Raw genomic sequence first — 13,330 nt, 5'->3', positions numbered from 1 at the left:
TCATGGATGCTCTTATCAAGACCAAGCCACAGGATGATGCTGTTTATCAGTTTCTCGATAAGAAACGTGCCCAAGGCAAGCCTTACTATGTTTACATGACCGCAGGCGCTAATAAGTTTCTGCGTATCTACTATGGACGAGTAAAAGAATACCTGCTATCTCTTTCATAACACTCACCACAAATATCCTTATCTTCAGACCAACGATAGTTGCTGGTCTTTTTGTCGTGCTTCATTATCTTGAATATAACTTTTTACAAAACTTTCAATTTCCTATTGACTTTTTATTTGCAGGCTTTTTTCTTTAAACTTGCTATTCATTACTTGAAATTATACCGTTCAAAACTTTAATTAAACATTTTGATACAAAAAGATGATGGCGCTTTTCTACCTTATATCGATCGACGGTATTCCGTAAAAAATTCAATCACTTGACTCTATTAATCTTATCTCCGGCCAGTTCAACCCCGTTTGGCTTCGTTTGACCATTTACCAAACCGGCTGGAGCCGTGGCGAAATCAACTTGAACAAACCAAACGTCATATAATTAGTTGAAAGTCACCACAACGAATCGAAATACAATAAATTTAATAATAATTAAAGGAAATACTAACCACTATCTCCCGAATGATCATTTTTAATTACTCCGATCAAAAAAATTCATCTTTTCCTTTTAAAACGCCATTTAAATCGATATAATAATGAATTTAGGAAGAATTTAAAGCTTTGTTTAAGTTTCATATGTTTCAATATTCGTAACGAAAGTTATTGGTTACTACAAACAAATTCTAGGAGGAAAATATGAAACTAAGTGCAAGAAATCAGTTAAAAGGCAAGGTTGTTGGTATTGAAGAAGGCTCTGTCAACGGAATCGTGAAAATTGACATCGGCGGCGGAAATGTTATTTCCTCTACTATTTCGATGGCAGCTATCAAAGATTTAGGTTTATCAGTTGGTTCTGAAGCAACAGCCATTGTCAAAGCAACATCCGTTATGTTGATGGTTGATTAATTCTATTCTTGTCACAATCACCCGAGCAGATGATTTTATCATCTGCTTTTTTATTGAAGCCGTACAACTTCACTGCCGTTATACTCGCTCATGCGGCACCTCGTCTCCGCTGCGCTGCGTCTCAGTCGCGTCAGTCGCCAGATGGCTCCTTCCTGAAAAATACAAAAAGAGCGGTGAAAGAACAAATAAATTTGCTCCTTCACCGCTCTTTTTATATTTTTCGCCGCATGGCTCGTTGTTTCACGCAAATAAAAAGTCCCGCAACGTCCTATCCTCCCAGGCAGTTNCCCACCAAGTACTTTCGGCGCTGGAAGACTTTACTTCTGTGTTCGGTATGGGAACAGGTGTGGCCCTTCCGCCATCGTCGCGAGACTAGTTTAGCTTTGTTTCAGGCGATTGTAAATCGTCTGAAACAAATAGGTTCAATGGAGCGTTAGCGGTTGAACCGGCTAAACTGTCCATCTTTTTTTCTAAAAATAATCTTTAATACTCATCAAATATTTTTAGAGAAAAAGATGTTCCTTGTTCCTACTTGCTATGTATATTCAGTTCTTGTTTATTTCAACTTCTCTATTATACGTCGTTCTGTTTCGTTTGTCAAATCTTTTTTTGATTATATTATTCCATCAAGTCCTGGATTAACATTTGCGCTTTTAAAACGCTCTTTTCTACCTCAAATGAATTGTCGGCTCTAAAAATACACTGGGTTTGTCCCGACTCATTCTGATAGGTAACGACCAGCTTGTTTTTCTTTTCTTTTTGATAATCGGTTTTATCCTTCTGGAGTTCGTCATTGAAGCAGGTCGATTGCCAGGCCTGATTTTGTTCAATATCCAAGGTTGAAGCAATAGTGACGGATTTCATATTTAAAAATTCAATTGTAAACTTGGGACCCATGACTCCGAAGTCAATGCCGGCTTCATGAATTTCCAGGGTTCCTTTAATCGACTTTTCAAATTCTTTGTACCCGCCCAGATAACTGGCCATCATCGACATTTTTACATCAGAAGTGTTTTTACCCCAGCAAAACATCTTCTTTTTCGTTTTGGGCGGTTGGTTATTTCCTGCGCTTTCTGGTTGCTGTTCCTGAGTGGCTGTTTTTTCTTGATTCAGATAGCTGTAGATAGTATTAATATTTTTTTTATTCACACCACGGTCGTTCGTCAGGACATTTGAAGTCAGTTCCGACCGCACGTTAACTTCGGTTGAGTGATCATCAATATTTTTAAGCTTAACGGTAATCCGCTGGCCATTGGCTGAGAAAACAATTTTCGTATGGAAAACGAGCAGACTTTCTTCTTTGTCAGTTATATGGTTTTTTAAATCATATTTACTGACGTCAAAAGCCAATAGGCGAGCTTCACATTGGTCTTTCGACCGATTAATGATTCGAGTTTCTTCACTGTATTTTCCCATAAGGTCTATCTCCCATCGTCGTTTTCGCGGTTCTGCTCTGACGTGCCCTTTTTGTATCTATCTGCGAATAATCTTTTCCAACAGGTCGATGAGTTTATCTTCGCAGCTTTCAATCGTAAACTGATCCGTTTTTAAAAAATCAAAATACGTTCTTGAACGAGCCACAGTGATAATCCGGGCCTGCTTGACTAGATCTATAAACATGCTGTTTTGATTAAGATCCAGCGCTAAATTTTGCGGGTGCATAAAATAGTCCAGATCAATATCAAGGATCAAATCCGCAGTGCTGATCTTTTCCAGCGGCAGATTGATGCTTTTAAACATGCTGTCCTCAAGGCTTCCAAATTGGTTTTCGGGTACCAGATAGTGGCTGCCCCTTGAATAAACGTGTTTTTCCATACAATTGATCATATGGTAATTGCTCAGATAGCCTAACTCCAGAGCGGTATTGATATGCTCATCATTGCGCATCTGACCCATGACCCTTTGAACACTATCCAAATCGAAAGGCTCCAGGGCGGCCAGCATTCGACGCTGAAACTTTTCGACCAGTTCGACTTCCCGGTCAGGATCGATGGCCATGGCTTTTTGATAGGCCCATAGCCAGAACGGCGGGTTGGTGTCCGGATGGTAATCAATACTGACCAGTACCATTGGCTGTTTTCGGTTTTGAAACAATCGGCCCCAAATTAGCAGCACATATTGATGGTCGTCTACGACCCGGATTTCTTTACCACCGATACTCAGGCAGCGAGGATTTAAATTGCTGTTACTCATATCAGGATCGGTTCCTCCCGCCGACAATTATCATTAATCAATATATGAACGGATCCGTAACTCTGCCCCTACTGATTGACTGATTCTGCGGCAAGCTTCCTGATCCTCAATCGGTAGTATATCGACAATGGTTAAAACCACCTTGGTATATCTTCCGGCCAATCGGGCAAACTCCAACAGTTCGTCATAGGCATCTTCAAAAACAGGACGGCATAATTCATCGTATTCACTTTTATTTTTTGCATTTAAGCTGATCGATACCACATCAATGGCATCTTTTAACAGGGGCGTCATATCTTTTTTAAAGATCAAGTTGCCATGACCGTTGGTGTTAAGACGAATTGGAATCACATGGTTTTTTTTCACGTCTTTGGCAATGGCACAGATTTCGTCCAGACGATAAGTCGGCTCGCCATATCCGCAAAAAACTAATTCATCATATTGATCCAGATCCCGTTTTAAAATATCTTCCAGTATTTCTTCCTGAGTTGGTTCTTTTTCCAGCCAGAGATCGTCAACTCCATTAATTGTCGGTTCATCTTTTCTTACGCAAAACGTACAGGCATTGCTACATCGATTCGTTATGTTCGCATATAAAGATTTCCCTAATTCATAGGTAATCGTCATTTTATTTTCCTCCAGGAATTTGTTTGTTTTTATTTGTTTGTATATTTTCTTCGCTTATCCATTATCTTCATCAGGACTTACGGGGCATTGGGAAACGCGGTCAAATTGTTTAATCGAGTCCTTGCTTTCAAACAAATGTTATAAAAAGTTATCAACATTTTACCATATTTAATCATGATGTCACGTAAAATCATGATTTTCTAGGAATATCTCTAATTATTCCTCTTGTCATTTGGAAATATTTAAGCTTTCTTTCTACTCCAGCTGCCAAATCTTCAGCGCAATATTAAATAAAAAAGCACATCTTCCAATCGACTTTGTTGGCAAATGTGCTTCCTTCGGTTCTTTATTCGTCTGTTTTTTTAAAATACCGGACCGACAAGCTTTAAGTCACAGCCTTCACATTCCCAGTCAAGCCCAACACCGTTCATTTTACCGCCACATTGAGGACAGATACCAACGCCACTTTTGGGGTAGGTATATTCAGTCAGTTCCATTTCAACTATTTCCACCACATCAGTCTCAGGTTGTTTTTTGAATTTTTCAATGGTTTTTCGTGACATTTAACTTTCTCCTTTGTATTCGATTAATAATCCTTTTTTCATTATAGACCATCCCTGCTGCGCTTACAAATCATTTATAGGAAAAAATAACGGCCACTTTGGGGATTAATCCTGCTTATCGGTCAATAATGCGGCTTTCCACTGCTCTTCTTTGAAGCCGACGAGGACAGTATCAGCCAAAATAACCAGCGGTCGCTTCACCAGCATCCCATTGGTAGCCAACACTTCCGCCATCTGATCCGGAGTCATTGTTTTAACCTTGTCTTTAAGTTCCATATCCCGATAAACCAGACCGCTGGTATTAAAAAACTTTTTGGCTTCGCCCTGATAGCGATTCATCCATTTAATCAATTCGTCTTTGTGGGGATGATCCTCAACAATATGCCGTTCTTCCACATCGATCTGATTTTCTGCCAGAAACTTTTTCGCTTTCTGACAGGTTGAACATTTGGGGTAGCATAAAAATAATGGTTTCATGATTTTCCTCGATTCCCTGAGCTAAACTTTTTTCTATTTGAACTTTTGAACCCGGTCATTGGCCACGCCCTGAGACAAGGTAACTTCCAGCAGTTTTTTACCAGTGTTGAAATCTATTTCGGAAATCGCCACATTACCGTCTTTGAGCAGACCCCATCCGATTGTGTAGACTTCAATGTTATCACCGATTTTCTGGGCACTGCCGTAGGCCAGGGCGGTTTTTCCTGGCACCTTGTATTCCTGGTATCCGAGGATTTTCTTATTGACTTCATCCAGTTTTATTTTCAGGATTCGGGTTTGACCGGTGCTTGTGGCATTGTCAAATACGGTTAATTCCCCTTCGGCGGTGATCGCCAAATCAGTTTGTCCCGCTGTTTTTTGCTCCGGAGACATCCCAAATTCATCGCCGTTGCCGGATAATTTCCAGATGACATCCCGGGTTTCCCGATCGATTTTCATAATCGTATTCATGTTTCCAAAGGAGACAATCAGATTATTATCGGTAGGATCGATGATCATCCGATTCAATCCGGCATAATCGGGACTCTGGCTGATGGTGTTGCTGTAATCATGGTCAGTAACACTCAGTCCATAAAATTCCGGATGGGAGTCAGTGGAAAATTCAAAGACGACCTGATCATCTTTAACTTCCTGAATCAGATTACGAACCACCTTTGATCCCATCGTGTTGGCGCCCAACCCGTCAGGGACATTTTGCACCAGCACCAATTGAGAGGCTTCGACAATATAGTGGTTATCATCAATTAGGATGAAATCCCGACCATCAACTGGATCTCCTTCATTAGCCAAATCACTTTGGGCTAGGGTAATGGTATCTATTTCTTCATACTGTTCGTCCAGAATCACCCGCTCACCCACGGCATAACCAATGCCGTTGCTGTCGCCGTATACCCGTTGATAGCTGTAACGAACGGTGCCATTTTCAAAAACGTGCTTTTTAAAATCCCGATAGGATTCACCATTGGCTTTTTCCGGAGATTTTGCGATATAAAAAACAACTTCACCCTGATTATTCAGTTCATATAAGGCGGCCCCCCCGGTTGCCACGGCGGTAAAGTAATTTCCCTCGTAACTGCTTGCTCCGGCAGAAATAATTTCTGGCAGTTGCGATGATAAAGTTCTCAGATAAATCACTCGTTCATCCTTTTCGTTGCCAACCTGTATTTTTATCAGTTCGCCGGACGAAAGCTCGTCCAGCTTTAAATCCATGGTTGTCCCGGCGCCAATACCCTTGCCATCTATTTTAACAGTGGCTCCGACCTCATTGAGTAATTTTATTTTATTTTCAGTAATACTGCTTAAGCTCACCGCATCGTACACTGCATCGTTTTCTGAAAGTGGCAGCTCCACATTAAATCCGTTGATTTCAAAGCTCAGGGTTTTGTCTGACATCAGGGTATTATCCCGCCCTGAGTAGGCCAGTGTGCAACTGACTAAAATGATCAACAGCACTGCCGCACTGATTGATACAATAAGAAATTTTCTTGAACTATCCATTAATTTGTCTCCTTCTGTTCCCCATCATTTCCGATGCCTCTCCTATCAAATACGCCTTTGTATTTTAAGCATTGAGATGATTTTATCACATCTACTTTAAATTTTCATGTGACCTGTCCGACTTTCTTAAATGAACGGTCCAGCCATTCATCAGACTATTGTAACGTATTCCCGTAAAAAGGTAAAGGCCGGAAATTTTCCCAGGCTTTTGGCAGCCTCTATTAATGCCCGTCAGCTTGTTGGTAAACCCTGTTCAAGCGCTTCTCAGCAGTGCTGTCGGCGATCGGTTTTTAATTAAATAACAGGCAAGACTTCCTTAAATATGCTAAAATAAAGCTACGGAGGAATTGAACATGAAACGAAAACTTTTTCTTATTGCCGCACTTATTTTAAGCCTGCTGATGATCGTCACTGGTTGTCAGTTTTTATCCGGCCCACAGACGACCTTTATCCCCGAAGATTCACTGGCGGTCCACTTTCTCGATGTGGGTCAGGGCGATGCCATGCTGCTGGTGGATAATAACGAAACGATGTTGATTGACGGTGGCAATCCCGAATATGGCAAGGAAATCATCAACTACCTTAATGATCTGGGCATCAATCAACTGGACTATGTGGTGGCTACCCACAACCACAATGACCATGCCGGCGGACTGACCGATGTGGTGACCAATCTGGATGTCGGCAATTTATATCTGACCAACTCTGCAAAAACCACCGCTTCCCAAAACCTGGTCGCCGCAGCTAAATCTAAAAACATCCCCATTTTCACCCCCAGCCCGGGAACAGCGATGGCTTTTGGCAGCTCCACCATCAATTTTCTGGGCCCTCTCAAGGCCCATGAGGACGTCAATGATGATTCCCTGGTGATCAAGGTAACCCATGGTGCCCATCGCTTTCTGCTGACTGGCGATATGGAAGAGACGGCTGAAAAGGAACTGCTGGCCCAGAACCTCGATCTGGCGGCTGATGTGCTTAAAGTGGGCCATCATGGCAGCTACTCCTCCACCGGTTATCTGTTTCTGCGAACGGTGAACCCCCGTTACGCGGTGATCTCCGCCGGAGTCAACAACGACTATGGCCACCCTCATGAGGAAACCCTGAGTCGGCTTAACGATGCCGGCGCGACCATTTTCCGCACCGACCTGCTAGGAACCATCGTGGCCACCAGTAAAGGTGACCAACTGAGTTTTGACAAAACCGGCCTTGCCCCGACCCAGCCTTATCAGGAGGTGGATAACGGCCTCTCTTCAATAACGGCCAACCCCGTTTCGGAAACCCCAGCCAATACCGCCACGGCCGAGAATGCCAGCTATATTGGCAATAAAAACTCCAAGGTTTATCATCTGCCCAGCTGCTCCGGCTTACCGAAAGAAGCCAACCGGATCTATTTAAACAGTCTGGACGAGGTGCATGCCCAGGGATTGACCCCCTGTGGGATCTGTAAGCCGCCCAGTTAAAAAGTGCGAAATCATCAAGGCCAGTGTTTAGCGATAATTGTCGCTAAACACTGGCCTGTTTTTTTGCTTTGTTTTTGTGATTCTTTTACTTTGGATTTGAACGCAGTTGATTAACCCGTCACCACATCCCGCCGTTTTAACCAGGTGATGGCAAATAGACAAAACCCAGCGATAAAAACAGCGCAGGCGATCAGAAAGGAAATTTCGCTCACCGCCATCGGTGCCGCCGGATCATTGGCTCGCATGCCCAAGGTGATTAGCGCATAGGGAAAGTAGATGCCGTAGCCTTGCGACAACAGTGCCAACCCGGCAATCCCGCCCATCAGAGCAATGCCCACCGGCACCGCAAAGCTGCGAATCACCAGCGATAGACAAAGCTGCAAAGCGCATACCACCATGCCCCCCAACGCTCCAAACAAAAGCCAGACTGATAATTCCGGCGGGATCGGTCCCGCCAGCCCGGCCAGCAATCCCGAAATGATAAACAACAGTCCAATCCAGAGCTGAGTCAAAATCACCATCAGCCAGCCCATCATCAGTTTAGCCATAAATAACTGTGTGATCAGAACCGGGGCGGTCATCACCGCATTCCAATTATGATTGGCATGTTCCAGCCGAAACAGATAGGACGCATAGATCCCAATCAATACCGGCAGGAAAAAGTAACAGGCAAACAGGGTATGCTGAGTCCACAGGCTGTACCACTGATTCTCCAGTATTCCCAGGTTGTTCAAATAATTAAAGGTTCCCATAAAGGCCGGAATAATGGGAATCAGTAAAAAAGCCAGCCACACCGGGCTGTGGTGCATCTTGATTATTTCTGCTTTTAGAACACGTATCAGCATCGCTCAGACCTCTTTTCTCACAAATAAAATTCGGCCGATTCCATAAATCAGTACAAAGAAAACCAAAATCAAACCGAGCCCTGACCAATCAATGGCCGTCCAGTAAAAATCAGTCGCTCGGGTGGCCTCATCCCAATTCATACCAACCTGCATCAGCACCCCATAATAACTCCACAGAATCAGCTTTTGCAAGCCCTGGGGGAAAAACATACTGAATAGACCGATAAAACCGCCGACGAGTCCCAGGGTCATCGGCACCATTTGATTAGCAACGAGCATCGAGACCCCCTGTTGAAAGATATAAATGGTCAGACTCACCACCAGGGTAAAAAACAGATAGCCCGCCAGCGCGCTCCAAGGCACTGGTCCGCCAAAATGCAGAACGAAACCCATGCCGATCATAATGGCCAGCTGTCCCAGGGCGGCGCCAAGCATATAGATACTGCCCCAGATAAACTTGGCCGCAAAGATCCGCTGCGCCGGAATAATGGTTTCCAGCAACTTAAAGGTTTGACCCTTATGCTCCACATCGCTCAGACGCGAAGCGACTACCGCGGCAATTACCGGCATGATGATACAGTTGAGCATCGGAAACTGATAGAGAAAAAACAACCAGCCCTGAGCCAGGTCATTGGCATCCTTGTTGGAAATAGCCCAGCCCGCCCAGAGCAGCTGAACCGCCATCATCACCGCCACCACCAGCCAGATCTTGCGGCCTTTTGTTTTTAAAACCTCCATCCCGATTGCGGCGCTCATAAGCTCACCGCCGTTCCCGTCAGCTCCAGGAAAATATCCTCCAGGCTCTTTTTTCGTTCTTCAATCCGAACCAGGCCAATATTATTCTGTCCCAGTGCCTTGCTGATTTCGGCCATCATTGTATCTTTCATCTGCGGAATGATCAGATAATCATCCTCGGCTTCCCAGGCCACGCCATTTTGACTAAGGAATGATTTGGTCACCTCATTATTCATGGTTCGCACCGCCAGATGCTGTTTACTGTACTGATGCAGCTTGGTCAGGCTATCCTGATAAACCAGTTCCCCTTCACGGATAATTCCCACCCGGGTGGCCAGTTGATCAATTTCGCTTAAGAGGTGGCTGGAGACCACTACTGTCATCCCAAATTTTTGCGGCAGCGACTGAATCAGTTCCCGCATTTCCTGAATCCCAGCCGGGTCCAGCCCATTGGTGGGTTCATCCAGAATCAGCAGCCTGGGATAGCCCAATAACGCACTGGCCAGCCCCAACCGCTGTTTCATCCCCAGCGAATACTGGCTGACTTTTTTACTCTGCTGATTCTCCAGCCGGACTATTTTCAGTACTTCCGTAATGTTCTGTTTCGGTACTCCCCGCAGCGTTTGAAAGATCCGCAGGTTTTCCTCGCCGGTTAGATGCCCGTAATAGCTGGGTGACTCAATCAGCGAACCGACATTTTTAAGGTTTTCCAGGCGGTTTTTGCTGTTGACCCGTTTCCCAAAAACCGCAATCTCCCCTTCTGTGGGCTTAGCCAACCCCAGAATCATCTTCAGCGTCGTCGATTTTCCGGCGCCGTTGGGCCCCAAAAAACCATAAATCGCCCCTTCCGGAACCTTCAAATCGACATCCTTGACCCGATAAATATTTCCATATTGTTTGCTGAGACCCTCAGTCTCGATGATATTACTCATAATATGCACTCCTTCTTTTTTATACCTTTATGATAGCCGATGAACCTTACGGCGGGTTGTCTCCGGCCTTACTTTTACCTTAATTTTAATCATATCTACTAACGCCAACTATTTTTTCAGGTATAATAACTTGGGGGTGATTAGTATGGAAACAAATAGAATAAAAACAATTTTCGAAGCAAAGCTTCTGGTTGTCGATGACGAACCAGAAATTATCAATTTATTAAAAACAATCCTCCATCAGGCGGGTTTTGCTCAGGTGATCAGCGCTGAAAATTGCCGGCAGGCGCGGGAGCTTTTTGCTTTAGAAAAGCCCGATGGGGTCATTTTTGATGTGACGCTGCCGGATGGCGACGGGTTTTCGCTGATGCAGGAATTGCGGCAGCAGTCAAATGTGCCAATGCTGTTTTTGTCGGCTCGGGATGAGGATGAGAACCGGCTCCTGGGACTGGGGCTGGGGGCCGATGATTACATCACCAAACCCTTTCTGCCCCGGGAACTGGTACTGCGCTTAAGCGGAATCCTGCGGCGGGTTTACCAGCCGCTGTTGACTAAGCCACCGGCGGAGGAATGTCTGGTACTGGGGGCGGTGACCGTCAATTTTAAAAGCGGCATCGTGCAGACCAGTGATGGTGAAAAAACATTGACTGCCAAGGAGCACGCCCTGCTGAAAAAGCTCTGGCAAAACCAGGGCCATATTGTCACCGCCGACAGCCTCTGTCGCAGCGCCTGGGATGATGATCTCTATGGCTATGAAAACACCCTGATGGTCCACATCCGAAGGCTCCGGGAAAAAATTGAGGTGGATCCTTCCCAACCCCAATACCTGCTGACCGTTCGCGGCATGGGTTATAAACTGGCCACGGAAACCAAGCCATGAAAAGTTTGCGAAAAATCATCACCCGTTCAATTCTGCTGACGGCAACGATTGCACTGTTGCTGGTCGCCATCAATATGGCTTTTGCCACCAACTGGATGTTTAAATATTCCGGTAACCAGCCCCTTAAATATGCCATTGCCGATATTTCCGATGGCCTCACCAACACCGAGGGGACTTATGCGCTTAATCCCTCTGCCACTGCGATGATGGAAAAACAATATGTTTGGGCGATGCTGATTGGCCGGGATGGTCAGGTGATCTGGAACAAAAACCTGCCGGGAGATATTCCCCGGCACTATACCCTTACTGATGTGGCCTCCTTCAGCCGTTGGTATCTCAACGACTATCCGGTCTCGGTTTGGGAACATCCCGACGGTTTACTGGTTCTAGGCGACCCTAAAAGTAGCATCTGGAAATATAATATCACCTCCACCGAAGATACCATTTCCCATATTCCCGGTTTTTTGGCCGGTTTTTTGATCCTGAACGTTGTGGCAGCCCTGATGCTGGCCTTGTTTTTGGGACTGTGGCTCTATCACAAACTCAAGCCCCTTTATGATGGCATTACCGCGCTACCAAAAAAAGAACCCTTGACGCTGCCCACCAGTGGTGTTACCGGGGAAGTGGCAAGGATTCTCAATGAAACATCGGTGATTCTTTTGCAGCAGGAACAACAACTGGCTCATCGGGATCAGGCCCGAACGGAATGGATTGCCGGGGTTTCCCACGATATCCGCACCCCGCTATCGATGGTGATGGGCTATGCCAGCGAACTGGAAAACAACCTTATTCTGCCCGCCGCCGAACAAAATCAGGCCCGGATTATCCGTCAGCAGAGTCAACGGATTAAAGCTCTGATCAGCGATTTAAACCTGGCTTCCAAACTGGAGTACCATGCCCAACCGATGGAGCTGGCCCGGGTTTCGCCCGCCGCCTTAATCCGGGGCGTAGCGGTGGATTTTATCAACGACGGTCTCCCCGCCCCCTATTCCCTCGTTGTCGATGTGACCGAGGAAGCCAACGGCCCTATTTTACTTTGTGATCAGGCCCTAATTCGCCGGGCGCTGACTAACCTGATTGATAACAGTATCCGGCACAATCCCCGGGGCTGTGCGATTAAACTTTCGGTGATTAAATCGACGGTCGGCCTGGCGATTAAAGTCAGTGACGATGGCAAAGGCTATCCCCCTGAACTTATCAAAAATTCAGGGGGACTGGATGAATCGCTATTACTCGGAAACCACGGCTTAGGTCTGATCATTGTTCGTCGGATCATGAAAATCCATGGCGGGAGCGTTGTCTTTGAAAATCTGCCCGATGGGGGCTGTACCGCTTCCCTTGTTTTTATCTCTTAATGTGAATTTTATTTTCGTCATCATGCTGTCTTAGCAACTATATTAGATCAGTTGAATTAGGTACTGACACAAGGGGCGATCCGTGATCGCCCGTATACTGCTTTAATCCAACTGATCGATCTTAATAAATGTGCTTGCTATCATTTATTTTGTGAGCATCCCTCGCCCGACCACCGGTGCCAGTCGTTTGGCCAGTAGTACGCTGACGGCGATCTTAATCAGATCGCCCGGTAGCGTCATCACAAAGCCGGTCATCATCAGGGTCGCTGCCCCCACCGGGGTATTGAGGTAATAATTGGCAATAATATAATACCAGGTCAGTCCCAGCGCATAAATCACTGCGGTTCCCGCCAAGGCGGCGATGACCATCGGCAGGGTTTCGTCACTGGTGTTCTTTTCAGCCAGCCAGCCGGTAACAAAGGCCCCCAGGGCAAAGCCGACAATATAGCCAAAGCTTGGTTTTAAGACATACATCAAACCGCCGCCACCGGAAAACACCGGCAGACCAACCAGGCCGAGAAAAATATAAACCAACACGGCAATCAGCCCGCCCCGGGACCCCAACAGCAAACCGGCCAGAAGTACAAACAGGGTCTGGAGAGTAAAAGGTATTCCCGGCAGCGGCACTTTAATCATCGCTCCGACCACGATCAAAGCGGAAAACAGTCCGCACAGCACCAGCATTCTTATATTGAGGGTATTTTTATTGATTATATTTTTTTCGATCATTTCGTC

General features: G+C 45.5%; 14 protein-coding genes, 1 rRNA gene and 1 pseudogene. 5 read left to right on the top strand and 11 right to left on the bottom strand.

Features of this window, described 5'->3' with window-relative positions:
* Nucleotides 1-170: pseudogene (locus tag A3KS_RS23605) on the top strand (IS110 family RNA-guided transposase); the annotation flags it as partial.
* A 630-nt stretch (nt 171-800) separates the two neighbouring features.
* Nucleotides 801-1,010: a TOBE domain-containing protein gene (locus A3KS_RS0115335; protein ID WP_026395652.1), complete on the top strand. Its 210-nt coding sequence runs from the start codon at nt 801-803 to the stop codon at nt 1,008-1,010.
* A gap of 255 nt (nt 1,011-1,265) precedes the next feature.
* Here A3KS_RS0115335 and rrf read toward each other — a convergent pair.
* The 7 genes from rrf to A3KS_RS0115300 form a co-directional block, all read right to left on the bottom strand.
* Nucleotides 1,266-1,382: ribosomal RNA gene (gene rrf / locus A3KS_RS0115330) — 5S ribosomal RNA — on the bottom strand.
* A gap of 246 nt (nt 1,383-1,628) precedes the next feature.
* Nucleotides 1,629-2,426, bottom strand: a complete 798-nt coding sequence (locus A3KS_RS0115325; protein WP_026395651.1) for a hypothetical protein — start codon at nt 2,424-2,426, stop codon at nt 1,629-1,631.
* Nucleotides 2,427-2,483: 57 nt separating this feature from the next.
* Nucleotides 2,484-3,203, bottom strand: a complete 720-nt coding sequence (locus A3KS_RS0115320) for a peptide arginase family protein (protein WP_035356485.1) — start codon at nt 3,201-3,203, stop codon at nt 2,484-2,486.
* 33 nt (nt 3,204-3,236) lie between these two features.
* A complete protein-coding gene (locus A3KS_RS0115315) occupies nt 3,237-3,830 on the bottom strand; it encodes a TatD family nuclease-associated radical SAM protein (RefSeq protein ID WP_026395649.1) in 594 nt (197 codons plus the stop codon).
* A gap of 362 nt (nt 3,831-4,192) precedes the next feature.
* On the bottom strand, nt 4,193-4,393 hold the full coding sequence (locus A3KS_RS0115310; RefSeq protein ID WP_026395648.1) for a hypothetical protein: 201 nt from the start codon (nt 4,391-4,393) through the stop codon (nt 4,193-4,195).
* A 105-nt stretch (nt 4,394-4,498) separates the two neighbouring features.
* Nucleotides 4,499-4,870 (bottom strand): arsenate reductase family protein, encoded by a 372-nt coding sequence (locus tag A3KS_RS0115305; RefSeq protein ID WP_026395647.1) that lies wholly within the window; start codon nt 4,868-4,870, stop codon nt 4,499-4,501.
* A gap of 33 nt (nt 4,871-4,903) precedes the next feature.
* Nucleotides 4,904-6,388 carry an arylsulfotransferase family protein gene (locus A3KS_RS0115300; protein WP_026395646.1) on the bottom strand — a complete coding sequence of 495 codons (1,485 nt, stop codon included), beginning with the start codon at nt 6,386-6,388 and terminating at the stop codon, nt 4,904-4,906.
* Between the two features lie 353 nt (nt 6,389-6,741).
* On the opposite strand from A3KS_RS0115300, the gene A3KS_RS0115295 reads away from it, so the two are divergent.
* The gene (locus A3KS_RS0115295; RefSeq protein ID WP_026395645.1) at nt 6,742-7,848 is read left to right on the top strand and encodes a ComEC/Rec2 family competence protein; all 1,107 of its coding nucleotides are present in this window, start codon (nt 6,742-6,744) and stop codon (nt 7,846-7,848) included.
* Nucleotides 7,849-7,958: 110 nt separating this feature from the next.
* Here the strand turns inward: A3KS_RS0115295 and A3KS_RS0115290 are convergent, their stop codons facing one another.
* Genes A3KS_RS0115290 through A3KS_RS0115280 form a run of 3 tightly spaced genes read right to left on the bottom strand, consistent with a single transcriptional unit; the run spans nt 7,959 to nt 10,360 of the window.
* On the bottom strand, nt 7,959-8,693 hold the full coding sequence (locus A3KS_RS0115290) for an ABC transporter permease (RefSeq protein WP_026395644.1): 735 nt from the start codon (nt 8,691-8,693) through the stop codon (nt 7,959-7,961).
* 3 nt (nt 8,694-8,696) lie between these two features.
* A complete protein-coding gene (locus A3KS_RS0115285) occupies nt 8,697-9,449 on the bottom strand; it encodes an ABC transporter permease (RefSeq protein ID WP_026395643.1) in 753 nt (250 codons plus the stop codon).
* Nucleotides 9,446-10,360: an ABC transporter ATP-binding protein gene (locus A3KS_RS0115280; RefSeq protein WP_026395642.1), complete on the bottom strand. Its 915-nt coding sequence runs from the start codon at nt 10,358-10,360 to the stop codon at nt 9,446-9,448. The genes A3KS_RS0115285 and A3KS_RS0115280 overlap by 4 nt, the downstream gene beginning before the upstream one ends.
* Before the next feature lie 160 nt (nt 10,361-10,520).
* Here A3KS_RS0115280 and A3KS_RS0115275 point away from each other — a divergent pair, with 160 nt between their 5' ends.
* Nucleotides 10,521-11,240, top strand: coding sequence for a response regulator transcription factor (locus A3KS_RS0115275; RefSeq protein WP_026395641.1), 720 nt, complete (start codon nt 10,521-10,523; stop codon nt 11,238-11,240).
* The gene (locus tag A3KS_RS0115270) at nt 11,237-12,595 is read left to right on the top strand and encodes a sensor histidine kinase (protein WP_026395640.1); all 1,359 of its coding nucleotides are present in this window, start codon (nt 11,237-11,239) and stop codon (nt 12,593-12,595) included. The genes A3KS_RS0115275 and A3KS_RS0115270 overlap by 4 nt, the downstream gene beginning before the upstream one ends.
* 144 nt (nt 12,596-12,739) lie before the next feature.
* Here the strand turns inward: A3KS_RS0115270 and A3KS_RS0115265 are convergent, their stop codons facing one another.
* Nucleotides 12,740-13,324, bottom strand: coding sequence for a biotin transporter BioY (locus A3KS_RS0115265; protein WP_051355928.1), 585 nt, complete (start codon nt 13,322-13,324; stop codon nt 12,740-12,742).
* Between the last annotated feature and the right edge of the window lie 6 nt (nt 13,325-13,330).

Origin of the sequence: Acetobacterium malicum subsp. dehalogenans DSM 11527, from assembly GCF_000472665.1 — a bacterium.
GTDB classification, from domain to species: Bacteria; Bacillota; Clostridia; order Eubacteriales; family Eubacteriaceae; genus Acetobacterium; species Acetobacterium malicum.
The sequence above is the reverse complement of the archived record's forward strand: the minus strand, read 5'-3'. Positions and strand labels throughout refer to the sequence as shown.